Source organism: Nonomuraea fastidiosa, from assembly GCF_042751225.1.
GTDB lineage: Bacteria > Actinomycetota > Actinomycetes > Streptosporangiales > Streptosporangiaceae > Nonomuraea > Nonomuraea fastidiosa.
Genome location: NZ_CP170570.1, coordinates 264,614 through 289,916, shown reverse-complemented (window position 1 = coordinate 289,916; position 25,303 = coordinate 264,614). Strand labels below are relative to the sequence as shown.

The 25,303-nt window shown below is 71.9% G+C and carries 25 protein-coding genes; 18 read left to right on the top strand and 7 right to left on the bottom strand.

The window, feature by feature from the left end; genetic code table 11:
- The 5 genes from ACFMQL_RS01315 to ACFMQL_RS01295 are packed head-to-tail and all read left to right on the top strand — an operon-like array spanning position 1 to position 3,944.
- On the top strand, positions 1-669 hold the full coding sequence (locus ACFMQL_RS01315; protein WP_364066400.1) for a TetR family transcriptional regulator: 669 nt from the start codon (positions 1-3) through the stop codon (positions 667-669).
- A complete protein-coding gene (locus ACFMQL_RS01310) occupies positions 666-866 on the top strand; it encodes a ferredoxin (RefSeq protein ID WP_364066397.1) in 201 nt (66 codons plus the stop codon). Before ACFMQL_RS01315 ends, ACFMQL_RS01310 begins: the two co-directional genes overlap by 4 nt.
- Positions 863-2,086 carry a cytochrome P450 gene (locus ACFMQL_RS01305; protein WP_364066395.1) on the top strand — a complete coding sequence of 408 codons (1,224 nt, stop codon included), beginning with the start codon at positions 863-865 and terminating at the stop codon, positions 2,084-2,086. The genes ACFMQL_RS01310 and ACFMQL_RS01305 overlap by 4 nt, the downstream gene beginning before the upstream one ends.
- Positions 2,087-2,134: 48 nt before the next feature.
- Positions 2,135-2,791, top strand: a complete 657-nt coding sequence (locus tag ACFMQL_RS01300) for a nucleoside/nucleotide kinase family protein (protein ID WP_378784229.1) — start codon at positions 2,135-2,137, stop codon at positions 2,789-2,791.
- A gap of 58 nt (positions 2,792-2,849) precedes the next feature.
- Complete coding sequence (locus ACFMQL_RS01295; RefSeq protein ID WP_378784227.1) at positions 2,850-3,944, top strand: MFS transporter; 1,095 nt, start codon at positions 2,850-2,852, stop codon at positions 3,942-3,944.
- A 1-nt stretch (position 3,945) separates the two neighbouring features.
- Here the strand turns inward: ACFMQL_RS01295 and ACFMQL_RS01290 are convergent, their stop codons facing one another.
- Positions 3,946-4,368: a hypothetical protein gene (locus ACFMQL_RS01290; RefSeq protein WP_364066388.1), complete on the bottom strand. Its 423-nt coding sequence runs from the start codon at positions 4,366-4,368 to the stop codon at positions 3,946-3,948.
- A 242-nt stretch (positions 4,369-4,610) separates the two neighbouring features.
- Between ACFMQL_RS01290 and ACFMQL_RS01285 the strand changes: the two genes are divergently transcribed.
- Positions 4,611-5,093 carry a hydrogenase maturation nickel metallochaperone HypA gene (locus tag ACFMQL_RS01285; protein ID WP_364066385.1) on the top strand — a complete coding sequence of 161 codons (483 nt, stop codon included), beginning with the start codon at positions 4,611-4,613 and terminating at the stop codon, positions 5,091-5,093.
- Here ACFMQL_RS01285 and ACFMQL_RS01280 read toward each other — a convergent pair.
- Positions 5,081-6,373 (bottom strand): ArsB/NhaD family transporter, encoded by a 1,293-nt coding sequence (locus ACFMQL_RS01280; RefSeq protein WP_378784224.1) that lies wholly within the window; start codon positions 6,371-6,373, stop codon positions 5,081-5,083. The genes ACFMQL_RS01285 and ACFMQL_RS01280 overlap by 13 nt on opposite strands.
- Positions 6,374-6,525: 152 nt before the next feature.
- Between ACFMQL_RS01280 and ACFMQL_RS01275 the strand changes: the two genes are divergently transcribed.
- From ACFMQL_RS01275 to ACFMQL_RS01250, 6 genes are all read left to right on the top strand, one after another.
- Positions 6,526-7,260, top strand: coding sequence for a class I SAM-dependent methyltransferase (locus ACFMQL_RS01275; RefSeq protein ID WP_364066381.1), 735 nt, complete (start codon positions 6,526-6,528; stop codon positions 7,258-7,260).
- Between the two features lie 199 nt (positions 7,261-7,459).
- Positions 7,460-7,894 carry a hypothetical protein gene (locus ACFMQL_RS01270; protein ID WP_378784222.1) on the top strand — a complete coding sequence of 145 codons (435 nt, stop codon included), beginning with the start codon at positions 7,460-7,462 and terminating at the stop codon, positions 7,892-7,894.
- A 138-nt stretch (positions 7,895-8,032) separates the two neighbouring features.
- Entirely contained in the window at positions 8,033-10,279 is a 2,247-nt protein-coding gene (gene secD / locus ACFMQL_RS01265) for a protein translocase subunit SecD (RefSeq protein ID WP_364066376.1), read from the top strand.
- Between the two features lie 205 nt (positions 10,280-10,484).
- Positions 10,485-10,874: a VOC family protein gene (locus ACFMQL_RS01260; protein ID WP_364066374.1), complete on the top strand. Its 390-nt coding sequence runs from the start codon at positions 10,485-10,487 to the stop codon at positions 10,872-10,874.
- A gap of 51 nt (positions 10,875-10,925) precedes the next feature.
- Positions 10,926-11,174, top strand: a complete 249-nt coding sequence (locus tag ACFMQL_RS01255) for a hypothetical protein (RefSeq protein WP_378784219.1) — start codon at positions 10,926-10,928, stop codon at positions 11,172-11,174.
- Positions 11,140-11,313 (top strand): hypothetical protein, encoded by a 174-nt coding sequence (locus ACFMQL_RS01250; RefSeq protein WP_364066369.1) that lies wholly within the window; start codon positions 11,140-11,142, stop codon positions 11,311-11,313. Before ACFMQL_RS01255 ends, ACFMQL_RS01250 begins: the two co-directional genes overlap by 35 nt.
- A 30-nt stretch (positions 11,314-11,343) precedes the next feature.
- Here ACFMQL_RS01250 and ACFMQL_RS01245 read toward each other — a convergent pair whose 3' ends face one another.
- Both ACFMQL_RS01245 and ACFMQL_RS01240 read right to left on the bottom strand, forming a co-directional pair.
- On the bottom strand, positions 11,344-13,434 hold the full coding sequence (locus ACFMQL_RS01245; protein ID WP_378784217.1) for a SpoIIE family protein phosphatase: 2,091 nt from the start codon (positions 13,432-13,434) through the stop codon (positions 11,344-11,346).
- 164 nt (positions 13,435-13,598) lie between these two features.
- Positions 13,599-14,225, bottom strand: coding sequence for a TetR/AcrR family transcriptional regulator (locus tag ACFMQL_RS01240; RefSeq protein WP_364066364.1), 627 nt, complete (start codon positions 14,223-14,225; stop codon positions 13,599-13,601).
- Positions 14,226-14,366: 141 nt separating this feature from the next.
- Between ACFMQL_RS01240 and ACFMQL_RS01235 the strand changes: the two genes are divergently transcribed.
- The 4 genes from ACFMQL_RS01235 to ACFMQL_RS01220 all read left to right on the top strand — a co-directional run bounded on the left by ACFMQL_RS01235 (position 14,367) and on the right by ACFMQL_RS01220 (position 19,488).
- Positions 14,367-15,554 (top strand): SGNH/GDSL hydrolase family protein, encoded by a 1,188-nt coding sequence (locus ACFMQL_RS01235; protein ID WP_364066362.1) that lies wholly within the window; start codon positions 14,367-14,369, stop codon positions 15,552-15,554.
- 198 nt (positions 15,555-15,752) lie between these two features.
- On the top strand, positions 15,753-17,153 hold the full coding sequence (locus ACFMQL_RS01230; RefSeq protein WP_364066359.1) for a xylan 1,4-beta-xylosidase: 1,401 nt from the start codon (positions 15,753-15,755) through the stop codon (positions 17,151-17,153).
- A gap of 156 nt (positions 17,154-17,309) precedes the next feature.
- The gene (locus tag ACFMQL_RS01225) at positions 17,310-18,308 is read left to right on the top strand and encodes a sporulation protein (protein WP_364066357.1); all 999 of its coding nucleotides are present in this window, start codon (positions 17,310-17,312) and stop codon (positions 18,306-18,308) included.
- Between the two features lie 202 nt (positions 18,309-18,510).
- Positions 18,511-19,488 carry a winged helix-turn-helix domain-containing protein gene (locus ACFMQL_RS01220; protein ID WP_364066355.1) on the top strand — a complete coding sequence of 326 codons (978 nt, stop codon included), beginning with the start codon at positions 18,511-18,513 and terminating at the stop codon, positions 19,486-19,488.
- 69 nt (positions 19,489-19,557) lie between these two features.
- Here the strand turns inward: ACFMQL_RS01220 and ACFMQL_RS01215 are convergent, their stop codons facing one another.
- Both ACFMQL_RS01215 and ACFMQL_RS01210 read right to left on the bottom strand, forming a co-directional pair.
- Complete coding sequence (locus ACFMQL_RS01215) at positions 19,558-20,094, bottom strand: hypothetical protein (protein WP_364066353.1); 537 nt, start codon at positions 20,092-20,094, stop codon at positions 19,558-19,560.
- A gap of 133 nt (positions 20,095-20,227) precedes the next feature.
- A complete protein-coding gene (locus ACFMQL_RS01210) occupies positions 20,228-21,706 on the bottom strand; it encodes an Nramp family divalent metal transporter (protein ID WP_378784214.1) in 1,479 nt (492 codons plus the stop codon).
- Between the two features lie 199 nt (positions 21,707-21,905).
- Here ACFMQL_RS01210 and ACFMQL_RS01205 point away from each other — a divergent pair, with 199 nt between their 5' ends.
- Positions 21,906-22,316: a hypothetical protein gene (locus ACFMQL_RS01205; protein WP_378784213.1), complete on the top strand. Its 411-nt coding sequence runs from the start codon at positions 21,906-21,908 to the stop codon at positions 22,314-22,316.
- A gap of 325 nt (positions 22,317-22,641) precedes the next feature.
- On the opposite strand, the gene glgC is transcribed toward ACFMQL_RS01205, so the two are convergent.
- Positions 22,642-23,877 (bottom strand): glucose-1-phosphate adenylyltransferase, encoded by a 1,236-nt coding sequence (gene glgC, locus ACFMQL_RS01200; protein ID WP_364066346.1) that lies wholly within the window; start codon positions 23,875-23,877, stop codon positions 22,642-22,644.
- 157 nt (positions 23,878-24,034) lie between these two features.
- On the opposite strand from glgC, the gene glgA reads away from it, so the two are divergent.
- Complete coding sequence (gene glgA / locus ACFMQL_RS01195) at positions 24,035-25,207, top strand: glycogen synthase (protein ID WP_364066343.1); 1,173 nt, start codon at positions 24,035-24,037, stop codon at positions 25,205-25,207.
- Positions 25,208-25,303: the final 96 nt, after the last annotated feature.

Below are 25,303 nucleotides of genomic sequence, written 5' to 3'. Positions count from 1 at the left end.
GTGGCCACCAGGACGGCCCGCGCCGAGCGCGTCAACGCCACCCGCGAGCAGATACTCACCGCCGCCGAGCGGCTCTTCGCCGAACGCGGCGTGTACGCGGTCTCCAACCGCCAGGTCAGCGAGGCCGCGGGCCAGGGCAACAACGCCGCCGTCGGCTACCACTTCGGCTCCAAGGCCGACCTCGTACGCGCGATCCTGCGCAAGCACTCCGGCCGGATCGAGGAGCAGCGCCGCCGCATGCTCGCGGAGGTGGAGGGCTCGACCGAGGTCAGGGACTGGGTGAGCTGCCTGGTCCGCGCGATCACCGGGCACCTGGACGCCCTCGGCAACCCCACCTGGTACGCCCGCTTCGCCGCCCAGCTCATGACCGACCCCGCGCTCCGTCAGATCGCACGAGAGGAGGCGCTGACCTCGCCCGCCTTGACGCGCATCCTGGAGGGCCTGCGGGGCTGCCTGCCCGAGCTGCCCGCCGACGTACGCGCGGAACGCCACGAGATGGCGAGCCAGCTCCTCGTCCACATGTGCGCCCAGCGGGAGCGCGCGCTCGCCGAGGGCCTGCCCACCCCACGAACCACCTGGCACGACGCCGGGACGGGCCTGATCGACGCGATCGCCGCGATCTGGTCCGCCCCGGTCACCAAGGAAGCCAAGGAAGGAAGTACCTCATGAAGGTCACCGTGGACCGGGACAAGTGCTGCGGCGCGGGACAGTGCGTGCTGCTCGCGCCCGACGTGTTCGACCAGGGGGAGGACGACGGCATCGTGCTGCTGCTCGACGCGGAGCCGCCCGAGTCGCTGCACGCCGCCGTACGTGAGGCCGCGGCCGTCTGCCCGGCGGGCGCCATCGACGTGAGCGAGGACGCATGACCGACACCGTGCGAGAAACCGCAGGCGAGACCGAGATCCCGCAGTTCCCCGGCGTCAGAGCCGCGAAGTGCCCCTTCGACCCGCCGCCCGAGCTGCGGGCGCTGCAGCAGAACGGGACGCTGGCGAAAGTGCGGCTGTGGAACGGCAGCACCCCGTGGTTCGTGACCCGGCACGCCGCGCAGAAGGAGGTGCTGAGCAGCCCGAAGGTGAGCGCCGACGTCACCAAGCCCGGCTACCCGATCCACACGCGCGCCTTCGGCGGCGGCGGGCTCAGCTTCATCCTCAAGGACGACCCCGAGCACGCCAGGCTGCGCCGCATGGTGCAGGCGGCGTTCACGGTACGCCGGGTGGAGACCATGCGCCCGGCCATCCAGCGCATCGTGGACGACCTCATCGACCAGATGCTCGCCGGGCCGAAGCCGGTGGACCTGGTGGAGGCGTTCGCGCTGCCGGTGCCGTCGCTGGTCATCTGCGAGCTGCTCGGAGTGCCGTACGCCGACCACGACTTCTTCCAGCACAACAGCAAGACGATCATCAAGCGCACCGTGACGCCCGAGGATCGCGCGGTCGCCTTCGGCCGCCTGCACGAGTACCTGGACGGCCTGGTGGCGCAGAAGCTCGACGACCCGGCCGACGACCTGCTGTCGAAGGTGGCCGCCCGGGTCGAGGACGGCGAGCTGACCCGCGAGGAGGCCGCCCAGATGGGCGTGCTGCTGCTCATCGCGGGCCACGAGACGACCGCGAACATGATCGCTCTCGGCACGCTGGCCCTGCTCCAGCACCCCGGCCAGCTCGCCCTGCTGCGCGAGACCGACGACCCCAAGCTGGTCGCGAGCGCCGTCGAGGAGCTGCTGCGCTACCTCAACATCACCCACAGCGGGCGCCGCCGCGTGGCCGTGGAGGACATCGAGATCGGCGGGCAGGTCATCCGCGCCGGCGAGGGCATCATCATCCCCAACGACATCGGCAACCGCGACCCCGAGGTGTTCCCCGACCCCGACCGGCTCGACGTGCGGCGCGACGCCCACCGGCACGTCGCCTTCGGCTTCGGCGTGCACCAGTGCCTCGGCCAGTCCCTGGCCAGGGTCGAGCTGCAGGTCGTGTACGGCACCCTCTACCGGCGCATCCCCACGCTCAAGGCGGCCGTGCCGATCGAGGAGATCCCGTTCAAGCACGACGGCCAGGTCTACGGCGTCTACGAGCTGCCCGTCACCTGGTAGCCGATCGCCTGCCGCGCGAGCCCCCTCGATAATGAGGGGGCCAGGTGGGTGAACGGGGGTGCGTGGCCGATGGGCGCGGAGCTGGCCGAGCGGGTACGCGGGCTGTGCGAGGGCGAGGATCGGGTGCTCGTCGGCATCGCCGGCTGCCCGGGCGCGGGCAAGTCGACGCTGGCCTCGTGGCTGGCAGGTGCGCTCACCGGGGCCGGGCTGCCCGCCGTCCACGTGCCCATGGACGGCTACCACCTCGCCGACGTCGAGCTTGAACGCCTCGGGCGGCGCTCCCGCAAGGGCGCCATCGACACCTTCGACGCCCACGGCTACCTGGCGCTGCTGCGGCGCGTACGCACCGAGACCGGCTCGATCGTCTACGCGCCGTCCTTCGACCGCGAGATCGAGCAGCCCATCGCCGGCGCCATCCCCGTCCTGCCCGAGACCCGCGTCGTCGTCAGCGAGGGCAACTACCTGCTCTCCCGCACCGACCCCTGGCCGGCCGTGCGGGCCGCCATGACCGAGGTCTGGTACGTCGACCTCGACGACCGTGTCCGCCTCGACCGGCTGACCAGGCGGCACGTCCGGTTCGGCAAGACACCGGAGGAGGCGGCCCGGTGGGTCGCCTCGGTCGACGAGCCCAACGCCGCCGCGATCCGCGCCACCCGCGACCTCGCCGACCTCCACATCGACTTCGACGCGCTCACCCTGCCCTGAGCCGCCCCGGCCGCCACGACGGAGTTGCCGGTCCCGCCGGGCCGGGTTAGCGTGCCGCATGCTTCCAGGCGGAGACGCGTCGGAGGCCGAGAGGCCGGGCGGCGCGAGCGAGCGGCCGGTGGGTGGCGCGGGTGAGCGGCCGGTGCTGGCCGAATGTCCGGACTTCCTGCGCCTGTTCGCCGGGAACACGGTCTCCCTGCTCGGATCGAGCGTGACCACGGTGGCGCTGCCGCTGACGGCGGTCGTCCATTTGGGCGCGTCGGCCGGCGAGATGGGCGTGCTGGGCACGCTCGCCCTGGTGCCGCACCTGGTGCTGGGCCTGCCCGCCGGCGTCTGGGTCGACCGCTTACCGTACCGCCGGGTGGTGGTCCTGGCCGACGCGGTCAGGGTGGTGCTGCTCGGCGCGCCGCCCCTGCTGGCCGTGCTCGGGGCGCTGCGGATGTGGCACCTGTACGTGGTCGTCACGCTCGCCGGGGTCGCCGGCCTGTTCGAGTCGGTGGCCGCCCAGTCCTTCACCCCGAAGCTCGTGCCCCGGGACCGCCTGCCGGCCGCCAACAGCACGCTCATGCTGAGCAACGCCACCGTCGGCACCACCGGGTCGGCCGTGGGCGGCCTGCTCGTCTCGGCGCTCACCGCCCCCGTCGCCATCGCCGTGGACGCCGCCTCGTTCGCCGTCTCCGCGCTGGTCAAGTCGCGCATCCGCACGGACGGCCGGCTGCCTGAAGCGGAACGGCGCACCCCCGAACGCGGCCGCCTGCCCGGCGCGCGGCCGGCGAAGGAGATCGGCGAGGGGCTGCGGGCGGTGTTCGGGCACCCGGTCATGCGGGCCGTGTTCCTCGCCGCCACCGTGGGCGCGTTCGCCGTCCTGCTGCTCGCGCAGGTGCTGAAAGGCGCGGGACCCTCCCTGTACGGCGTCAACCAGCAGACCTTCCGCCAGATCCTGATCCCCGCCGGGCTGCTCTCCCGCGCGAACGCCACCTGGCGTTTCCTCGCCTACGGCGGTCAGTCGCTGGGCGCGCTGGCGGGCGGCGCGGCGGGCGCGCTGCTCGGGCTGAAGGCGACGCTGGTCGTGACGTCGTGCCTGATGCTGGCGGGCACCGGCATCGGGCTGTTCTCGCCCGTACGCGGCCTGCGCCGCCTGCCGGACGGCTGAGTCAGTGGTGCGTCATGGCGGGAAGCAGCAGATACCGGTACACCTCGTAACCGACGAAGGCCAGCACCGGCACTCCGGTCGCGATCAATAAGCGGCGCGGCAGCGGCACGCGCGCGGCGGGCCGGGTGACCGGTTCGACGGGCAAGGAGGGCACCCTGGCGGGCGGCAGCGGGTCGGCCGCCGCCAGCTCGGGATGGCGGTCGAGGTAACCGGGCGGGAACGAGGTCAGCCGGGACGACCCGCACGCCGGGCAGCACGGCCCCGACCAGGGCGGCTGCACGGGAAGCCCGTGCTTCGACCAGACCTCGACGGTGCCGCCGTGGCCGTCGGCGAGATGCCGGACCACGTACGGCTCCTCCCAGACGTGCAGGCAGCGCAGGCACTCGAACGGCCAGGAAACGCGGGATTCGAACTCTTCGCGCAAGAGGAAGCACCCCCGGGCGGACTCCGGCGATCAGCGTTCGCTTTGAGTGTCCGCCCGGTGGCACGTTCTCCTTCAAGGCGAGGTTGCGACACTTTCCGCTACACAATGGTCACCGTTTGTGGTGTTGCGTGGCCATAGGAGCTGACTTCTGACTGCGGCCGGCGGACGTTTGTGCAGGTCAGGCGTGCGGTATGTGCGTTACCGGCCGCCCGGGCAGGGCCGGCATGACAGGAGGGGGACGGATGCCGGGGTTGCGGGGGAACGAGAGCGAGCTCTGCGCCGAGTTCGCCGAGGTGATCGACGACCAGGCGGCCGGGCGGCGGGTGGAGGCGGTCCGCGTGCGCATCGGGGCCAGGCACGCGGTGGACGCGGAGGCGTTCAGGCGGGCCTTCAGCGAGGCGGCGCGCGGCACGGCCGCTCAGGACGCGGCGGTCCACCTGGTGCTCTCGCCGGTGACGGTCGAGTGCGAGGCGTGCGGGCGGCGTACGGAGACGCTCGACCCGCCGCTCAGGACGCCCGCGCACGCTCAGACGGCGGCGCGGGGAGCCGCCGGAGCGCCGCCACCGCGCACCTGGACAGGTGACGCAGGGGACGACCGGGACGAGGAGGCGTACGCCTGCCCCCGCTGCGCGAGCGACCGCGTGACCGTGACCGGCGGCGACGAGCTGGCGCTCGAGGCCGTCTGGTTCCGCACGGAACCGATCGTGCCCCCTCAGACCAGGTAGCGCAGCCACAGGTACGGCGCGCACAGCCCGATCGTGACCACGGTGACGATCAGCCCGTACCGGGTGAACTGCCAGAAGCTGATCGGGGTGCCGTTGCGCGCGGCGATGCCGAGCACCACCACGTTGGCCGCCGCCCCCACGGCCGTGGCGTTGCCGCCCAGGTCGGCACCGAACGCGAGCGCCCACCACAGCACCTGCGCGTGCTCGTTGCCGCCCACGGCCTGGACGAGGTCGGCCACGATGGGGCTCATGGTGGCGACGTACGGGATGTTGTCCACGATCGCCGACAGCAGGCCGGACGCGCCGAGCAGCACCATCGTGGTCAGCCCCAGCCGGCCCTGGGTGGCGTCGGCCGCCGCCCGCGACACCTGCTCGATCACGCCGGTGTGCACCAGCGCGCCGACCATGATGAACAGCCCGGCGAAGAACACCAGCGTCGGCCACTCGACCTCGCGGATCGCGTCCGACGTGGTGACCTTGGTGGCCGCGACCAGCACGCCCGCGCCCAGGATCGCCACCACGGACGGCTCGTAGTGCAGCACCGGATGCAGCACGAACGCCGCCATGACCAGCGCGAGCACGGTCAGCGACTGCCACAGCAGCCGCCGGTCGGCGATGGCCTCGCGCTCGTCGAGCGCCATGACCTCGGCCGCGCGCTCCGGGTCGTAGGTGAACGCCTTGCGGAACAGCACCCGGCACAACCCGATGAAGACGATCATCAGGACGACCACCATCGGCGCCATGTGGACGAGGAAGTCGTTGAAGCTGAGACCGCCCCGGCTGGCGATGATGATGTTCGGCGGGTCGCCGACCAGCGTGGCCGCGCCGCCGATGTTGGAGGCCATCGCCTCCGCGATCAGGAACGGCGCCGCCGGCAGCGCCAGCCGCTCGCACACCAGGAACGTCACCGGCGCGATCAGCAGCACGGTCGTCACGTTGTCGAGCAGCGCCGAGGCCAGCGCGGTGATGACCACGAGCAGCACCATCAGCCGGTACGGCCGCCCCTTGGCCCGCTTGGCCGCCCAGATCGCGAGGTATTCGAAGACCCCGGTCTGTTTCAGCACGCCGACGATCACCATCATGCCGAGCAGCAGGAAGATGACGTTCCAGTCGATGCCGGTCTCTTCGGAGAAGAACGCCGCGCTCGCGTCGGTGGCGTGGATCAGCAGCATGATCCCGGCACCGCCGAGCGCCGCCGCCACGCGGTGCACCTTCTCGCTGGCGATGAGGGCGTACGCGACCAAGAACACCGCGACGGCGGCCCACGCGAGAACCGTCACGGGCGGATCTCCGGGGAGAACGTGCTCGGCATGCGGTGAAGCCTCCTCAGGGAACGACGACGACCATCGCCGACCAGACTTCCCGGCACACCTGCCACCAACGTATCAACTAGCGCCAAACAGCACATCATCGGGCGGCATAGGGTGGCCGCATGGCTGACGCGCACTTCGAACACCCCCGCCTCGCCGCCGTCTACGACCCCCTCGACCCCGACCGGGGCGACCTCGACGTCTACGCCGCCATCGCCGCCGAGCTGGGCGCGCGGCACGTACTCGACGTCGGATGCGGCACGGGCACGTTCGCGCTGCTGCTGGCCGGGCGCGGGCTTGAGGTGACGGGCGTCGATCCGGCGGCGGCCTCGCTCGACGTGGCGCGCGCCAAGCCGGGCGCCGAGCGGGTGCGCTGGATCCACGGCGACGCGACGGCCGTGCCGCGCACGCTGGAGGCCGACCTCGCCACCATGACCGGGAACGTGGCCCAGGCGATCGTCGGTCCGGATGACTGGGCGGCCACACTCGACGCCGTGCACGCGGCACTGCGGCCGGGGGGACACCTGGTGTTCGAGACCCGTGACCCGGCCAGGCGGGCCTGGCTGGAGTGGAACAGGGAGCAGACCTACCTGCGGGCCGACATCCCGGGTGTGGGCGTGGTCGAGCACTGGGTCGACCTGCTCGACGTCAGCGGGCCGCTGGTGACCTTCCGCGGCACGTACGTGTTCGCCTCCGACGGTCAGGTGCTGACCTCCGAGTCCACGCTGCGCTTCCGGGAGTGCGACGAGGTGAGCGCCGACCTGGCCGCACACGGCTACGCGGTCAAGGAGGTCAGGGACGCGCCCGACCGGCCGGGCCGCGAGTTCGTCTTCCTGGCCGAACGCCCGGCCGGCTGACAGCCGCGCTTCCCGGCCGGCCGATGCGGCGACGCCCGGCCCGTTGACTCCGGTGACGGGCTCCGCGTGGCACGCCCGCACCTCGGTGTCGACGGGCTCCGGGCGGCGCGCCCGCACCTCGGTGTCGACGGGGCCCGCGCGGCATGCCCGCGTTCCGGCTTCCGAGGGCTAGGGTGAGGCGCGAAGGGAGGGGAGCGACATGCGCAACCGGCTGCCGGCCGTTCTGCTGCTGCTCCTGTCCTGGTTCCTGCCGGCCACCGCGCACGCGCAGGCCGCCCAGCAGGCCGCCGCCGCGCACGCGCAGGCCCCTTTGCAGGCCGCCGCCGCGCACGCGGCCGTCCAGGGGATCGACGGCCTCAAGCGCGACGTTCCCACGGTCCACGCCGCCTCCTGGCCGGCCGAGCAGCGGCACGCCGCGCTCCGGCACGTGCCGCACCCGCCGCCGGCCGTACGCGCCTGGTCGCCGCCCGGCATCGCAGGCGGCGTGCCCGGTGTGGCCGACGTGCCACCGCCCGCGCAGGCCGACTTCCGGCATCCGTGGGCCGTCGTCGTCCCGCGCGCCTCCTGCGGCGCTCCCGCGGGCTGCCGGCCGCCTGCCACGCCGCCCCGCGCTCCGCCCTCCACACGGCACTGACAGCGTCCCTTTTCCGGAACGACCCGCCGCCGCACGCCGCCCCGGCGCGCCCGCGACCCTCCCCGAGTACGGCGAGGGCGCGCGGCATGTCCGCGTGACGGCATGCGCGGGCGGCGGGCCAAGCCTGTGGAGGCTCCCATGAAACGTGCGCCGCTCTGGCGTGCGCTGGCGGCCTGTGCCGTCATCGTGATCTCAGTGATCATCAGCTTCACCAACAGTCCTCGCCTGGGTCTCGACCTGCGCGGGGGCACCCAGCTCGTCTTCGAGACGAAGGACTCGCCCAAGGTCAAGGCGGACGCCGCCGCCACCGACCGGGCGATCAACGTGCTGCGCCAGCGCGCCGACGCGCTCGGCGTGGTCGATCCCACCCTGGTCCGCTCCGGCGAGCGGCGGATCATCGTCGAGCTGCCCGGCGTGCTCGACCCCCGGCAGGCAGCCGAGGTCATCGGGCGTACCGCGCAGCTCTCCTTCCACGCCGTGCTCGGCACCGCGGAGGAAGGCGACAAGTCGGCCGTACGGGACGAGAGCGGCGCGCCGCTCAAGATCGGCCCCGCCGTCATCACCGGCGACGGGGTCACCGACGCCGTCGAGCGCAGCGACCCCCAGCGCGGCCCCGGCTGGTGGGTCAGCATCGACTTCCGCGACGGCGAGGCGTGGGCCAAGCTCACCGGGGAGGCCGCCTGCCAGGCGTACGGCGATCCCCGGCGCCGGGTCGCCATCCTGCTCGACAACGAGGTGATCTCCTCGCCGTCGGTGGACCCGTCCATCGCCTGTGGAGTCGGCATCACCGGCGGCGGCACCGAGATCACCGGGTCGTTCACCCACGAGGAGGCGCGCGACCTGGCCGTGCTGATCAAGGGCGGCGCGCTGCCCGTCCCGCTCGACCTGGTCGAGCAGCGTACGGTCGGCCCGACCCTCGGCGAGGCCGCCATCAAGGCCAGCGCCGAGGCCGCGGTGACCGGGCTGCTGCTGACCGCCGTGTTCATCGTGGCCGTCTACCGCCTGTCGGGGCTGCTGTCCACGATCGCCCTGCTGTGCTACGGGCTCATCTCGTACGCGGCGCTCGTCGCGATGGGCGCCACCTTCACGCTGCCGGGCCTGGCCGGGTTCGTGCTGGCCATCGGCATGGCCATCGACGCGAACGTGCTCGTCTTCGAACGGGCCAGGGAGGAGTACCAGCAGGCGCCCAAGCGGGGGCTGCGCGCGGCACTCCTCCGCGGCTTCAAGAACGCCTGGAGCGCCATCGCCGACTCCAACATCACCACCCTGATCGCGGCCGGGCTGCTGTTCTGGCTCGCCTCGGGGCCGGTCAAGGGGTTCGGCGTCACGCTGGGCGTCGGCGTGATCGCCTCGCTCGTGTCGGCCATGGTCATCACCCGCGTGCTCACCGAGGCCGTCATGAACCGCGCGGGGCCGCGCATCTCCGGCCTCGGCTCCCCGGGCGCCGTCAGAACCTGGCTCAACCGGCGGAACCCGCAGGTCATGCGGGGACGCAGGCTGTGGCTCGCGATCGCGGGCGTCCTCGCGGCGGCGGCCGTCGCCGGGCTCGCCGTACAGGGGCTGAACTTCGGCGTCGAGTTCACCGGCGGGCGGCTCGTCGAGTTCGGCACCTCCAAGCCGATCTCCGCCGAGGCGGCGGGGCAGGCCGTCGCGCGGGCCGGATTCCCGTCCGCCGTGGTGCAGACCGGCGACGACGGCGTCACCGTACGCGCCGCGCGGCTCGGCCTGGAGGAGACCGCCAGGATCGAGCAGGAGCTGAAGAAGACCGACGCCGGAGAGGTCACCAAGCGGCGCGAGGAGTTCATCGGCCCCAGCCTGGGCGAGGAGCTGCGGCGCAACGCGCTCATCGCGCTCGGCGTGGCCGTGGCCATGCAGCTCGCCTACCTCGCCTTCCGCTTCCGCTGGACGTTCGGCGCGGCGGCGGTGACCGCCCTGGTCGTGGACGTCGTCCTGGTGGTCGGCATGTTCGCCTGGCTCGGCAAGCAGATCGACGGCGTGTTCCTGGCCGCGATGCTCACCATCGTGGGTTACTCGGTCAACGACAAGGTGGTGGTGTTCGACCGGGTCAGGGAGCTGTGGGCGGCCCGGCCCAAGGAGCCGTTCGCCGCGGCGGTGAACGGCGCGATCCTGCAGACGCTGCCGCGTACCGTCAACACCGGTCTCGGCGCGCTGTTCATCCTGGTCGCGCTCATGGTGTTCGGCGGCGACTCGCTGCGGGACTTCGCGATCGCGCTGGTCGCGGGCATCGTGGCGGGCACGCTGTCGTCCGGCTTCGTGGCCGGGCCCGTGGCGATCCTGCTGTCGCGCTTCGACCGCAAGCCGCCGCCCGCGCCGCCCGCACCCAAGCCCAAGCGCGAACGCCAGGGCACGGGCGCCGTCGTCTGACGACGCGCCGGGGAAGCCGGGGCGCGTCATGGCGTGGCGCAGGCCGCACGTCTGGCGGCGCGTCAGGAGGGCCGGGCGTCTGGCGGCGCGCCGGGAGAGCCGGGCGTCCGGCGGCGTTGGGGAGGCCGGGCCGCGAACGTGCGGCCTCCCCGGCCTCCCCGGCCTCCACCGGCATTCCCGGCCCGGTGCGGGGAACAGGTCGGGAATGGAGGTGCTGAGCAGCCGCGTACTGCTGCGTCCCCGCGACCCCGAGCGCAGCCGCCGCTTCTACGCCGAGACCCTCGGCCTGGCCGTCTACCGCGAGTTCGGTCCGCCCGAGCAGCCCGGCACCGTGTTCTTCCTCGGCCAGGGCTTCCTGGAGCTCTCGGGCACCGCGCGGGGCACGACCGACGGCTCGCCGTTCGCCCTCTGGCTGCAGGTACGCGACGTCGCCCGGGAGGAGCGGCGGCTCAGGCAGGCGGGCGTCACCGTGCTGCGCGAGGCGCGCAAGGAGCCCTGGGGCCTGGTCGAGCTCTGGATCGAAGACCCCGACGGCCACCGCATCGTGCTCGTCGAGGTCCCCGCCGACCACCCCCTGCGCCGCGACACCCGCTGACCGGCGCGTCCGGGACCGGTCCCGCATGCCACGATCACCGCTGCTCTGGCGGTGGCCGCGTCCGTCGCGTTCGCCCCCGCCGCCGGTACCACCGCCGCGGCACACACCGCCGCCGCGCAGGCCGCCGCGACGCACGCCGCCGGGAGCACGGCGGCGAAGCCGAAGAAGAAGAGCAAGAAGCCGAACCTGCGGGCCTGCTACGACGGCACGTGCAAGCTCACCATCACCAAGCCCGTCTCGTTCCGCGTTCACCCCCAAGCTCGGCATGACGCGCCTGTCCATCTCCTTCTCCTCCACTGAGGTCCACGTACGGGGCTTCGGCGGGGGCGTGATGGTGGAGAGCTGGTTCGACAAGTACTCGAGAGGCCCGATCAACGACATCAAGGTCAAGGTGATCTCGGTGTCCGAGGAGAAGGCCGTCCTTCGGCTGCGCGCCTGAGGGGACGAGTCGTCCGGCGGGCCGCGCCGGCTACGACCCGCCGGCGTTGCGCAGGAGCAGTACGGCGATGTCGTCGAGGCGCTGTTCGATCACGTCCGCGCCGGTCAGCCTGTCGGCCAGGTGGTGCAGGGGCCTGCCGGGCTCAGGGCGGAACCGGGCGGCCAGGGCGGTGATGCAGTCGCCCAGGTCGAGCCCCGGCTCCTCGATGAGGCCGTCGGTGTAGAGGGCCAGCACGGAGCCGGGCGGCATGGGGATCTCGGTGGCGGTGTACGTGGCGCCGGGGTCCACGCCGAGCAGCGGGCCCGGCACGGTCTCGACGACGCTGCCGGGGCCGCCCGGCCGGCCGAGCACCGGCGGCGGGTGCCCGGCGCTGGCCAGGTGCGCGGTCTGGTCCGACAGATCGATGCAGACGTACAGGCAGCTCGTGAAGCGGTCGGGGCTCACCTCGGTGAGCAGCCGGTTGGTGTGCGCGAGCACCTCGCCGGGGTCGGCGCCCGCGGTGGCGTGGGCGCGCATGGCGGTGCGCACCTGCCCCATGAGGGCGGCGGCGGTCACGTCGTGGCCCTGCACGTCGCCGATGACGGCCGCGGCCGTGTCGTCGCCGAGCTTGATCAGGTCGTAGAAGTCGCCGCCGATGTCCATGCCGGGGGTGGCGGGCACGTACCGGGCGGCGACGTCGAGGCCACGGATGCGGGGGAGGGCGTGCGGCAGCAGCTGTTCCTGGAGGCACTGGGCGAGCTCGTGGTTGGCGTCGTAGAGGCGGGCCCGCTCGAACGCCTGCGCGATCAGCCCGGCCAGTGCGGTCAGCGTGGCCCGCTCGTCGCTGCCGAACCGATGCGGGCGGTCGTAGGCGAGGACGCAGGAGCCCATGGGCCGCCCCGAGGTGATCAGCGGCAGGAACGCCCACGCGGACATGTCGTCGAAGCGCAGCGAGCCGGGATAGGCCGCGCGCAGCTCCTCCCACGTCGAGAAGAACTCCGGCCGTTGCCCGCCCGGAGGCACGGGCTTGACGGCCGGGCGGTCGTTGAACGTCTTGACGGCCTTCCTGCTGAAGCCGCGCGATGCGGCCACCCGCTTCCTTCCGCCCGCGCTGGTGAGGATGGCCAGCGCCTGCACGTCGTAGACGGGCATGACGTGGTCGGCGACCAGGTCGATCACCTCTTGGGCGGTCACCGCCCTGGCCAGCGCGGTGGCGAGCTGCAGCATCTCGTGCACGGCGATGACGCGCGGCCGGCGCGCGCCGGGCGGGCGGCGCACGTCCATGGCGGGCGTGATGCGCAGCGTGACGCCGGAGGGGCCGGGGAACATCTGGAACGACAGTGCGCGCCCGACGGGGTCGCGGGTGGTGACGTGGGTGACCTCGCGGGCGACCACGGCGGCGCGGTAGCCGTCCTGGAACGCGGGGTCGCGCAGCCACGGCAGCGCGTCCCACAGCCGCGCGCCGACCACGTCGGCGGGAGAGCGGCCGAGCAGGTCGGCGGCGGGGGCGCTGAGCAGGGTCACGTGGCCGTCGGTGTTCAGCGCGCAGTGGCCTTCCGGCAGCCGGTTGAGGCAGTCGAGGGCGACGAGCCGCGGGTCGGCCTCGTCGGACGGCGGTGGGGGCAGCACGCGGGGCCGGGGGCCCGCGGTGATGGGCAGGCCCGCCCGGTGCGCCCGGTGGATCAGCAGGCCGATCTCGTCGCAGGCCCGCTGGATGACCTCGCGCTGGCGTCCGGTCAGCTCGCGGGTGCGCCCCGCGGGCCACAGCAGCATGACCCCGCCGCAGATCCGGCCGTTGGCGCGCATGGGGGACAGGGCGACGGCGTAGTGGTAGGGCAGGGTCAGCGCGGCTTCGGGGAACTCCCTGGCGAGCTGCTCGCGCCCGGTGATCCAGACCAGCCGCTCCTCACGGACGGCGACGGCGATGGGCATGGGGTCGCCGGTGCGTATCCGCGCCCAGGAGCGGGCGATCGGCGCGGGCATCCCGGTGGCGGCGGCCATCTGGAGCACGTCGCCGGCCTCGTCCAGCAGGTACGCGGCGCCGATGTGGGCGCCGGTCCCGGTGACGGCCTCGATCAGCAGCCCGTCGAGGCGGGACGAACCGTTCGCCGCGCCGCGGGCCTGACCATGCCTGCCGAGCACCTTCTCAGCACGCCTCGCTCACAGCACGTGAACACGGCCACCAGAAGAAACCTCGCATACGTGAAGAATACGCCCACCAGAGGAAATAATCGGTTACGTTCCGCTCATTTCCTTGCCGTCGCCCACAACGGGACCAGGGGCATACCTGAGCGCGCCACCGCAGGTCAGGACACGGGTTCGGGGAGGCGGAGCCCCCGCTGCAGAAGCTGGTGCAGGTGCGCGCGGAAGCGCCGCAGCTGCTCGTGGTCCTCGACGCCGCGCCGCGTTCCCGTACCGTCGAGCACGCCGCTCAGCGCGAAGCCGTGGATGCACCAGATCATCGTGTACGTCGTGTGCAACGCGTCGGCCCCGGCGGGCCCGGCCACCGTGGCGATGGAGTCCACGATGTGCTGGGTCAGCGGCTGCGCCCCCTTGAGCTCCAGATCGACCACGTCGCTGGCGTCGGACAGCCAGCGGTGCGCCCACAGCGCCGCCACCTCGGGATGGTTCACGCACCCGTCGATGTAGGCGTCGATGAGCGCGCGCAGCGCCTCGGCCTTGTGCTCGGGCGGCGCCGCCCCCACCGCGTCGGCCCTCGCCTGGAGCGGCCCCGCCAGGATCTCGCGGGCCCGTTGCATGACCTCCACGTACAGCTCCCGCTTGGCAGGGAAGTGGGCCGCGACCTGCGCCGGGTCCAGTCCCGCCGCCTCGGCGATCTGCGCCATCGAGGTGACGTCGTAGCCGAGCCCGGCGAACAGGCGGGTCGCCGTCCGCAGGATCAGCTCCCGGCGCTCGCCATCAGGAGAGTCCATGAACGCGACCCTAGGCGTACGAAGCAGCCATTCCTACGACGTAACCGGCAAGAGCCGGTAAAACCCCACCCGACCCCGGCGGGACGCTGAAAGGTTCGATAAAGTGCCGAAAATCTGGCGTGTCGATGGGAGGCCGTTCGCATGGACCAGGCGCCGATCCGTCCCGCCCGGCACTGGGTGACCACCTGGACGGCCATGCCCCAGCTCACCGAGCCGGACAACATGCCGCCGCCCCCGTACGCCAAGGAGGGCCTGAGCCTGCCCGACACGACGCTGCGGCAGACGGTCAGGGTGTCGGCCGGCGGGCGGCGGATACGGCTGCGGCTGTCGAACGCCTTCGGCGGCGCGCCCCTGCCGCTCACCCGCGTCTCCGTGGCGCTGCCGCGCGGCGGCGCGGCGGGCACCAGCGCGATCCTGCCCGGCACGTCCAGGCCCGTGACGTTCGGCGGGCGGGCCTCGGCGGTCGTGCCGGTGGGCGCGCACGTGGTGTCGGACCCGGTGGAGCTCGATCTCGCGCCCGGGTCGGTGCTGACGGTGAGCGTCCACCTGGCCGAAGGGCTGGCGTCGGATGAGCTGACCTCGCACCCGGGCTCGCGCACCACCTCGTACCTGATCGGCGGCGACCACGTGACGGCGGAGGACCTGCCCGGCGCCACCCCCGTCGACCACTGGTACCTGATCAGCGCCGTCGAGGTGTGGGCGCCGGAGAGCCTCGGGACGCTCGTCCTGCTCGGCGACTCGCTGACCGACGGCAGGGGCTCCACGACCAACGGCAACGACCGCTGGCCCGACCTGCTGTTCGACCGGCTGCCCGGCATCGCGATCGCCAACCAGGGTGCGGGCGGCAACCGGGTGCTCAACGACGGGCTCGGACCGAGCGCCCTGGCCAGGCTCGACCGCGACGTGCTCGCGCAGAGCGGCGTCCGCTGGCTGGTCGTCTTCGAGGGCGTCAACGACCTGGGCACCGCACCCGCGACCCGCGAGGCGCAGCAGGAGGTCGCCGACGCGCTGATCGCCGCGTACGAGCAGATCGTCGTCCGGGCCAGGGCCAGGGACCTGCTGGTGTACGGGGCCACGCTGACGCCGTTCGGCGGCCACGACCCCTACGACGACCCCGACGGGCACCGGGAGGCGGCGCGGCGGCGAATCAACGACTGGATCAGGACGGCGGACCGCTTCGACGCGGTGATCGACTTCGACGCGGCGGTCCGCGACCCGGCCGCGCCGCACCGGCTCGGGGCCGCGTACGACGAGGGCGATCACCTGCACCTCGGCCCGGCCGGCTATCGGGCGCTGGCCGCCGCCGTCCCCGAGACCCTGTTCCTGTGAGGTACGGAGTTCCTGTGAGGTACGGATGACGCGCTTGACCGCGTTGACCGCGTCCGTGCAGCTCTGCGGGACCTCTGCGGATCGATAACGATTATCTGAGAATCATCTGAGAAATCCGCCCCCCGCCCGTGACCCTCCGCCCACTCATGGAACGCTACCTGCGGAATGCACACGGTTCATGAGTCAGGTGAGTAACGGGTGGCATCGGACAACGGCGGATCGTTCTGGCGCGGGTGGGGAAGGAGCGCGAGGAGGGCGGCGGTCGCCGCGGGCGTCACGGCCTTGGCCGTCGTGGTCGCGAGCTGCGGCACCCAGGGCACCGGCGAGGCGGGCGCGCCGCCGCCGCAGCAGACCTCCGCCGCGCCCCAGACCCAGAGCGCCGCTCCTGAAGGCGACGCCGTCAAGCCGCCGCCCGTGCCGGACGACTGGCCGCGCTGGGGCCTGACGCACACCGGCGTCAGCGCCAACAACGTCACCAGGCGCTTCGAGCAGGTGGTGGCCGGCTGGCTGGGCCGTACGCCGATGCTGCAGAACCAGCACATCATGGGCTTCGGCGCGGTCAACCCCGAGCCGTACCCCGGCGAGTTCTACTGGGAGGACCTCGACAGCCGGCTCAACCTCATGAAGCAGTCGGGCGCCACGCCGATCATCACGCTCTGCTGCGCGCCCGACTGGATGAAGGGCGGCCCGAAGGGGCCCACCGAGGAGTCGGCCTGGGCCGAGCACCTGGAGGACGCCCCCTACCCCGAGCACTTCGACGACTTCGCCGAGCTGGCCGCCGCCGTCGCCGAGCGCTACAGCGACGTCAAGTACTTCCTCGTCTGGAACGAGCTCAAGGGCTTCTGGAAGGACCACTCCAAGCCCGCCGACTACAAGGGCTACACGCAGCTTTACAACAAGGTCTACGACGCGGTGAAGAAGGTGCGGCCCGACGCTCAGATCGGCGGCCCGTACATCGGGTTCGACAGCAACCGCAGGGGCGACTCCGAGCTGCGCGGCGACTGGGGCGTGGTCAACCAGCACGTGATCGACGCCTTCGACTACTGGTTCGAGCACAAGAAGGGCGCCGACTTCATCGTGGTCGACGGCGCCTCGCCCACCGACGCCCACGAGCTGCTGCCCGACGAGTTCGGCGCGCTGTCGAAGTTCGCCGACGTCACCGCCTGGCTGCGGAAGAAGACCGGCGACATGCCGATCTGGTGGTCGGAGTGGTACTTCGTGCCCGAGGACGGCACCCGCTGGAAGGAGCCCATGCGGCTCGCCGTCCAGGCCGTCTCCATGATGGAGCTGGCCCGCGGCGGCGCGGCCACCGCCCTCTACTGGAACCCGCAGGCCAAGGAGGGCGAGTGCGTGGGCTGCATGTGGGACCCGCGCACCGGCGCCCAGACCCCGACGGGGAAGCTGGTCGCGAACTTCACCCGGTGGTTCCCCGCCGGTGTGCCGCTCGACCCCGTGACCTCGTCCGACCCGGCCGTGCGGGTGCTCGCGCAGCCGGAGCAGCTCCTGCTGGTCAACACCAGCGACGGGCCCGTCACGACGACCGTGGACGGCAAGGAGTACCGGCTCAAGGCGTACGAGATCAAATGGACCGGCCGCTGACCAGCCGTAACTTCCGATCTGACCACGGCGCGGACTATGAACGTGCAGGTCAGACCGGATCGGTATGGATGCGCGAGCCCCGGAACTTGGGCGGCGAGCTGATCGTTGACGCCAGCGGCACACAAGTCGATCTTCGAAACAGGGAGAACTAGAGCCGTGGTCTTCAAGAGGATGCTGGGAGCGTTCGGCGTCGGCGCGCCCTCGGTGGACACCGTCCTGTCCACGCCGCGGACCCAGCCGGGCGGCACGCTGGAAGGTGAGGTACGGCTCAAGGGCGGCGAGTTCGACGCCGAGATCGAGCACGTCACCCTCGGCCTGGTCGCCCAGGTCGAGATCGAGCACGGCGACGGGGAGGCGGCCGGGCTCGGCGAGTTCTCCCGCGCTCAGGTCTCCGGCCCCTTCACGCTGCGCAAGGGCGAGGACCGGGTCATCCCCTTCCAGATGCCGGTGCCGTGGGAGGCCCCGATCAGCGAGATCGGCGGGCAGCCGCTGCGCGGCATGGCCGTGGGCGTGCGCACCGAGCTGGCCATCGCCAAGGCCGTCGACAAGGGCGACCTCGACCCGGTGGCCATCGAGCCGCTGCCCTCGCAGCTGCGCATCCTGGAGGCGTTCCTGCAGCTCGGCTTCGCGTTCAAGTCGGCCGACCTGGAGGCGGGGCAGCTCTACGGCGTGCACCAGGAGCTGCCGTTCTTCCAGGAGATCGAGTTCCTTCCCGGCGGCAACTACGCGGGCCTGGTGGGCGAGGTCGAGGTGACCTTCGTCGCCGATCCGGCGGGCCTTGAGGTGGTGCTGGAGGCCGACAAGCGCACCGGACGCTTCTCCTCCAGTGACGCCATCGGCCGCTTCACCATCAGCCACGACGACGCGCTGCGCACCGACTGGCCGGGCGAGCTGAGCCGCTGGCTCGACTCCCTCGCCCAGTACGGCCACGCCGCCCCCTACGGCCACCACGACGCCCACTACGACCCCCATCACCATGGGCACCACGACCACCACGGTCACCACGGGCACCACGGTCACCACGGCGGTCCCGGCCTCGGCATGGTGGCCGCGGCGGGCGCCGCCGGCGTGGTCGGCGGGCTCGTCGCCGGCGAGGTCGTCGAGGAGGTCGTGGAGGAGTTCTTCGAGGGTGACGACGAGGGCGGCGACTGGTAGCCGTCACCGCCTCGCCCGTCACCGCCCCCGGAGCCGCGCCGCCGGGGGCGGTTCTTGTTCTCCGGGGGAGACGCAGGTCAGCCGGGGTGCGAAGCGTTAATAACCGTGCAATCGGGCTGAAAGTGCGAAGAAAGCGCCCTGAATAGGTTGGCTCACTGTCCGTAGAGCCGATCTTCAAGGAGCCGACGTAAACAGCACGACCGTGTGGAGCGAGCTGCACATCACCGCCACGCCTCAGCTGTCCCTCTCGATCTCCCCGCACGTCACGGCGCTGGCCTGGCTGGCCGACGCGCTCGCGGGCCGCCGCCGCGGCCTGCCGGATCTGTGGCGCAAGGCCATCGGCGCGCGCGTCTCCCGGCTCGGTCACCAGGCCGTACGCCCCCTCGCCGCCCCCGGCGCCGCCGCGGGACCCGACTGCCTCGTGCCCCGCCTTCCCAGCGAGGGCGACGCCTCCATGCACGACCAGCTCGCCGCCCTGCGCGACATGCCCCCCGACCGGCTGGTCCGCGACCTGGAGCAGGCGTTCGGCACGGGACCGCTGCCCGTCCAGTGGCGCTCGGCCGCGGAACGCCCCCGCCAGTGGCTGCACGGCTACGCCGGCGCCGTCGCCGACGTCTGGAGCATCGCCGAACCCCTCTGGAAGCGCGCCCGCGCCCTGCTGGACCGCGAGATCGCCCGGGTCGGCGTGGCCACCGTGCGCGGCGGCCCCGAGCTGGTGCTCGGCGCGCTCAGCGACCGCATCGCCTGCACCGAGCGCGGGCTGCGCATCAACGGCCTGGACGGCGGCCGCCACGACCTCGGGGGCAGGAGGATCGTCCTGGTGCCGATGCTGGCCGGCAAGGACGCGGTCATCGCCGGTCTCGACGGCTCCGACGCCGTCTGGATCGCCTACCCGGTGCCCGGCGCGCAGACGCTGTGGAGCAGGCCCGCCGCCCCGGCGCACGACGAGTTGTCGGCGCTGATGGGCCCCGTGCGGGCCGACCTGCTCTGCGCGATCGGCCGGCCGATGACGATGAGCATGCTCGCGGCCGACATGAAGATCACACCGAGCAGCATCACGTACCACTGCGACCGGCTGCGGGACGCCCGGCTGATCACCAAAGAGCGGCGCGGCCGTGAGGTCTGGGTGGGCCGCACCCGCCGCGCGGAGGAGCTGCTCGAGCTCTACCACCGCCGCTGACACAGGGGACGAAACGGAAGGGGCGCGCCGGTCCGCAGCAATCCGGCGCGCCCCCCGTGCTGTCGTCGCTCAGCGGCTGAACTGGTACAGCAGCGGCCCGTCGAGCTTCCAGCCCGGCTCGTTGGCCAGGATCTTCTCGGTGTGCGCGGCGATCGCGAGCCGCCACCTGCCGTTGTTGGACAGGCGGAACACCTTCACGTCACCGCCGGCGCGGGCCGACCCGGGAGCGTAGCCCAAAATGCCGTCATAGCGGAACTTGCCCGACGAGACCAGGCGCTCCCGCTCGTCGACCGACGCCGTGACCAGGTAGCTTGCCTTCTTCTCCCAGCGCAGCCGGAACAGCGGCTTGCCGCCGGGGAAGGGGCTGCGCGAGATGTAGTACAGCGGCGTCTGGGTGGTCGACCAGCCGTGCTTGGTGATCGCGGTGTTCTTCTCCGACTCGCTGCTGGTGTAGAAGAACCCGCCGTCCTTCGTCACCAGCTCGTAGACCTTGACGTGCTCCGCGGCGACCGTCGTCCTGGCGGTGGCGGCCTGGGCGGGGGAGAGGCCGGCGGAGAGCGTGGCGCCCAGCGCCACCGCCAGCGCGAGGCCGGCGGAACGGGTCATACGGCCGAACGGCAAGGCCATCGTGTGTTACCTCCGTTGCTGAATCGGGACGCGCTCAGCTAACACCGCCCGACCGGCTCCGGATCGTCATTTCGGCTATGTTCAAAGCATCGTCGCGGTAGCCCTTTTCGGCCTAGAACGTCACCAGCGGATCCCCGACGAAGTCGGCGATGAAGTTGACGAAGAAGAACCCGAAGAACAGCACGTTGAGCACCAGGATCACGTAGTGCCACGGCCGCGGCCTGGCCGGGCGCGGCAGCCTGCTGTTGAGGTACATCAGCAGGAACGGATAGAGCAGCGCCCCCAGGTTCGACATGTTCGCCGACCACTCCACCAGCCCCACGGGCAGCGACTGGAAGATGATGATCGAGATGACGACCAGCAGCAGGAGCATGAACGGGTAGTAGAAGCGGCGCGGGTCGCCCTCGATCAGCCGGCGCAGGCGCGGGCTGGTGGCGTTGGCCGCGTCCGTGGTGACCCGGACCATCGCCTCGAAGATGCCGAGCTGCGTCGAGAACAGCACCATCACCCCGACGACCAGCGCGATGTAGAAGACCACCCGGCCGTACTCGCCGCCCAGCGCCGAGGCCACGAACGTCGGCACGTTCGCGCGGGTCGGCCGCTCGCCCGCCAGCGTCACCGCCTGGGCCATGAGCAGGGTGGGCAGCAGCATGCCGAGGATCGCCCCGACGAAGAACACGCCCCACATGTCCACCATGAGCAGCCGGTACCAGCGCTTCCATAGGCCGCGGTTCTTCTCGTCGTCGGGGAACGTGATGCCGCTGGCCAGTACCGTCGTGCGGTCGCCGCGCAGGCCGGAGATGTAGCCGACCCGGTGGCCCATGCCGTAGCCCTTGTCGCGGTAGTGGCCCATGACGTACCAGTTCAGGCCCGAGGCCAGCGCCGTGAACCCGGCGAGCGCGCCGAGCTGGGTGGCGGTGATCCCGGCCGGCGGCGCCGATGGCGTCAGGAAGCCGCGGATGCCCTCCCACCACTGGCTCCACGGCACCACCAGCAGGTCCACGGCCAGCAGGGCGATCAGAATGCCGCCGATCATCACCCAGTTCGCCAGCTCCAGGGCCCGGCTGATCTTGCGGGCCGCCGCGGTGATGAGGAAGACCAGCACGAGCAGGGCGATCGCCCACAGGCGCGGCTCGGTCGCGTCGGCCGCCGGAGGGACGCCGTGCACCAGCGCGTACACGCCCTGGCCCGCCGACGCGGCCCAGCCGCCGGCGATGAACGAGAAGATCACGATGAGCACCGACAGCGGCACCCACAGCGGCCAGCCCGGCGGCACCCGCCCCCAGCCGACCACCGGCGTCTCGCCGGTCGCGATGACGTAGCGCGAGCACTCGACGTTGTAGAACGTCTGCAGCAGCGCCGACACCACGATGACCCAGCCGACGCCGACGAATCCGTACTGGCCCACGCTGAGCGGGCCGAGCAGCCACTCTCCGCTGCCGATCGAGATGCCGAGGGCGATCAGGCTCGGCCCCACGGCGTACTTGAGAATCTCCTTGAAGCCGATCTTGGAGACCTTGAAGACCTCCTCCGGCGCGGGCAGGTCGGCGACTTCCAGGTCCGGACGGCTGACTCCGAGTGGGTGCGACATCTCACTGCCTCCTGCCGTTCAGCGTGATCCCGGACGGCCACCGCAACAAGGCCCAATTGCCCGCTGTACGCGGTGATCCGGCGACTTCGCCGCAGTCCCCGCCAAGGTGACGAGACGGTTCAGGCGTGGCGGTTCCTCACCCCTCGGAACGATTACGTAGAGTAGTGGTCGATGTCACAGAGTGACTACAGGGGGGATCATGAAAGGTAAGCTCATAGCGGCAGGCGGTGCGCTCGCCACCGCCGCCGCGCTCTGCGCGATGGCCACGCCGGCCCAGGCGATCGAGCGCTGCGACCTCGGCATCAGTGACCGTACGCACACGCTGCGCATCGACCCGTGGGGCGTGTACGCGGGCAAGCGCAAGGCCAAGGCCTGCCACCGCAAGCGGGTCCACCACGACCGCTTCGACCGCGGCTCCGACGACCTCGGCGACGAGTTCGACGAGGATCTCGGCGACGACGAGGCGGTCGAGGACGAGGACCTCGACCAGGCCGACGAGCGTCCGCACTGGAGCTTCTGGGGCCACCGCGGCTTCGACAACGGCTACGGCGCCGCCCGCTACGGCAACTGGAACGGCTACAACTGGCCGGGCCCCTGGTACGGCGTGTAGTGACGCCATCGGCCGCGCCGGCTCGTAGGCTCGGCCGCCGCCCCGGGGCGCTCTCGCGGCGCCCCGGGCACCCCTCCACCCCCTGTATCACCCTCTGAGCCGCGCCCAGCGGCCCCGCGCCGGCCTCCCAGGAGGCCCGCCCCCCTCACACCGAACGTTCTCCGGCCGCCTCGGCGGCCTTCCGCGTCACCCTCCCGCGGCCGTCGCCTTCGCATGCGCCACCCCACCCGCCGCGCTCACGGCGGGGTCTCAAGGCATGCCCGTGCACCCGTACACACCGAGGGGCGGTGCGCCTCGGAGGGAACCCGAGGCGCACCACGCTGCGTCAGCGGTCGACGATCTCGTTCTTGCCGATCACCACGACCCCGCCCCGGGTCAGCGCGAAGCGGCTGCGGTCGTACTCCGGGTCGAAGCCGATCCGCGCGCCGTCGGGAATGACGACGTTCTTGTCGATGATCGCCTTGCGGACGACCGCGCCGCGCCCGACCTTGACGTTCTCCATCAGCACGGAGTCCTCCACCAGCGAGTGCGAGTGGAGCACCACCTTCGGCGACAGGATGGACCTGATCGCCGTGCCGCCGGAGACGATCACGCCGGGCGAGACCAGCGAGTCGATCGCCCGCCCCACCCGGTCGCCGTCGTTGTGCACGAACTTGGCGGGCGGCAGCGGGTCGTGCCCGGTGAAGATCGGCCACTTGTCGTTGTACAGGTTGAACACCGGATGCGCCGAGATGAGGTCCATGTGGGCCTCGTAGTAGGCGTCCAGCGTTCCGACGTCGCGCCAGTAGCCGCGGTCGCGCTCGGTCGAGCCGGGCACGATGTTGTGGGCGAAGTCGTAGACGTCCGCGCCGCCCGACTTCACCAGCATCGGGATGATGTTTCCGCCGAGGTCGTGCTTGCTGGAGGGGTCGAGCGCGTCCTCACGCAGCGCGTCGATCATCGCCTGCGTCTTGAACACGTAGTTGCCCATCGACGCGAACACCTCGTCGGGGGAGTCGGCCAGCCCCACAGCGTCCTTCGGCTTCTCCCTGAACGCCACGATGCGGCGCCCCTCGGGATCGGTCTCGATCACGCCGAACTGGTCGGCCAGCGACAGCGGCTGCCTGATCGCGGCCACCGTCACGTCCGCACCCGACTCCTCGTGCTGCTCGACCATCTGCCGGGGGTCCATCCGGTAGATGTGGTCGGCGCCGAACACGATGACGTGCTCGGGCTCCTCGTCGTAGATCAGGTTCAGGTTCTGGAACAACGCGTCGGCGGAGCCGGAGAACCACCTCGGCCCGAGCCGCTGCTGCGCCGGCACCGGCGTGACGTAGTTGCCCAGCATCGCCGACAGCCTCCACGTACGCGAGATGTGCCGGTCGAGGCTGTGGTTCTTGTACTGCGTCAGCACGACGATCTTCAGGAACCCGCCGTTCGCGAGGTTGGACAGCACGAAATCGATGAGCCGGTACATGCCCCCGAACGGCACCGCCGGTTTCGCCCGATCCGCCGTGAGAGGCATGAGCCTCTTGCCCTCTCCACCTGCCAGCACAACCGCAAGCACCCTCCGGGACCTCATGCCCAGGACGCTACCCTCAAATGGCCGATCTATCGACGAAACCCGCAGCGAGATCCTCCCGTGTGTCGGTATTTGCGATGCAATGTACGAACCGGAGTTGCCGAGCTTTGGTTTGTCGCTGTGTTCGCTGTGCTCAACCAGCCCGTAGTGTCGTCTCATGCGCGTTGATCTGCTCAGCCGGGAATATCCGCCGGAGGTGTACGGCGGGGCCGGGGTGCACATGGAATACCTGGCCAGAGAGCTGCGGAAGCTGGCCGACGTACGCGTGCGCTGCTTCGGCGCGCCCCGCGTCGAGCCCGGCGTCTCCGCCTACCGCGTCCCCGACGGCCTGGCGGGCGCGAACGCGGCCCTGCAGGTGCTGGGCGTGGACCTGGAGATGGCGGCCGCGTGCGAAGGCGCGTCGATCGTCCACTCGCACACGTGGTACGCCAACTTCGCCGGGCATGTCGCGAAGCTGCTGCACGGCATGCCGCACGTCGTCACCACCCACAGCCTGGAGCCGCTGCGGCCGTGGAAGGCCGAGCAGCTCGGCGGCGGCTACGCGATCTCGTCGTGGGCCGAGCGCACCGCGCTGACCGCCGCCGACGCGGTCATCGCCGTCTCCGAGGGCATGCGGCGCGACGTCCTCGCCGCCTACCCCGAGATCCCGCCGGAGCGGGTCAGCGTGATCCACAACGGCATCGACACCGTCCAGTACGCCCCCGACCACGGCACCGACGTGCTGGAGAAGCACGGCGTCGATCCACGCAGGCCGTACGTCGTCTTCGTCGGCCGCATCACCCGCCAGAAGGGCCTGGTCCACCTGCTGCACGCGGCCCGCTCCTTCGACCCGGCGGCGCAGCTCGTGCTCTGCGCGGGCGCTCCCGACACGCCGGAGATCGCCGCCGAGGTGACCGAGCTGGTCCGCGGGCTCGGCCGCGACGGCGTGTTCTGGATCCAGGAGATGCTGCCCAAGCCGGAGGTCATCCAGCTCCTGACGCACGCCACCGTCTTCGTGTGCCCGTCGGTCTACGAGCCCATGGGCATCGTCAACCTGGAGGCCATGGCCTGCGAGACGGCCGTCGTGGCGACCGCCACCGGCGGCATCCCCGAGGTGGTCGCCGACGGTGAGACCGGCCTGCTGGTGCCGATCGACCAGGCGGCCGACGGCACGCCGCACGATCCCGAGCGGTTCGCCGCCGACCTCGCCGAGCGGGTCAACGCCCTGCTCGGCGACCCGGAGCGGGCGCGCGCGATGGGCGCGGCGGGCCGGGTGCGCGCCATCGAGCACTTCTCCTGGGAACGCATCGCCCACCGCACCGTGGAGCTCTACGAGTCACTGGTGTCCTGACGACGCGCCGAGGGGCCGCTCGTGGCGCCTTGGCGGCGCGCGGAGGGGCGCTCGTGTCCCGGCGGCATGGTGCCTTGCCGGCGTGCCGAGGGCGGT

Excerpts from the sequence above, each read along its gene's own strand:
- ACFMQL_RS01310 (WP_364066397.1), top strand. The coding sequence starts at position 666 with ATGAAGGTCACCGTGGACCGGGACAAGTGCTGCGGCGCGGGACAGTGC.
- ACFMQL_RS01305 (WP_364066395.1), top strand. The coding sequence starts at position 863 with ATGACCGACACCGTGCGAGAAACCGCAGGCGAGACCGAGATCCCGCAG.
- ACFMQL_RS01295 (WP_378784227.1), top strand. The coding sequence starts at position 2,850 with ATGCTTCCAGGCGGAGACGCGTCGGAGGCCGAGAGGCCGGGCGGCGCG.
- ACFMQL_RS01285 (WP_364066385.1), top strand. The coding sequence starts at position 4,611 with ATGCCGGGGTTGCGGGGGAACGAGAGCGAGCTCTGCGCCGAGTTCGCC.
- ACFMQL_RS01275 (WP_364066381.1), top strand. The coding sequence starts at position 6,526 with ATGGCTGACGCGCACTTCGAACACCCCCGCCTCGCCGCCGTCTACGAC.
- ACFMQL_RS01270 (WP_378784222.1), top strand. The coding sequence starts at position 7,460 with ATGCGCAACCGGCTGCCGGCCGTTCTGCTGCTGCTCCTGTCCTGGTTC.
- secD (WP_364066376.1), top strand. The coding sequence starts at position 8,033 with ATGAAACGTGCGCCGCTCTGGCGTGCGCTGGCGGCCTGTGCCGTCATC.
- ACFMQL_RS01260 (WP_364066374.1), top strand. The coding sequence starts at position 10,485 with ATGGAGGTGCTGAGCAGCCGCGTACTGCTGCGTCCCCGCGACCCCGAG.
- ACFMQL_RS01250 (WP_364066369.1), top strand. The coding sequence starts at position 11,140 with ATGACGCGCCTGTCCATCTCCTTCTCCTCCACTGAGGTCCACGTACGG.
- ACFMQL_RS01240 (WP_364066364.1), bottom strand. The coding sequence starts at position 14,225 with ATGGACTCTCCTGATGGCGAGCGCCGGGAGCTGATCCTGCGGACGGCG.
- ACFMQL_RS01235 (WP_364066362.1), top strand. The coding sequence starts at position 14,367 with ATGGACCAGGCGCCGATCCGTCCCGCCCGGCACTGGGTGACCACCTGG.
- ACFMQL_RS01215 (WP_364066353.1), bottom strand. The coding sequence starts at position 20,094 with ATGACCCGTTCCGCCGGCCTCGCGCTGGCGGTGGCGCTGGGCGCCACG.
- ACFMQL_RS01210 (WP_378784214.1), bottom strand. The coding sequence starts at position 21,706 with ATGTCGCACCCACTCGGAGTCAGCCGTCCGGACCTGGAAGTCGCCGAC.
- ACFMQL_RS01205 (WP_378784213.1), top strand. The coding sequence starts at position 21,906 with ATGAAAGGTAAGCTCATAGCGGCAGGCGGTGCGCTCGCCACCGCCGCC.
- glgC (WP_364066346.1), bottom strand. The coding sequence starts at position 23,877 with ATGAGGTCCCGGAGGGTGCTTGCGGTTGTGCTGGCAGGTGGAGAGGGC.
- glgA (WP_364066343.1), top strand. The coding sequence starts at position 24,035 with ATGCGCGTTGATCTGCTCAGCCGGGAATATCCGCCGGAGGTGTACGGC.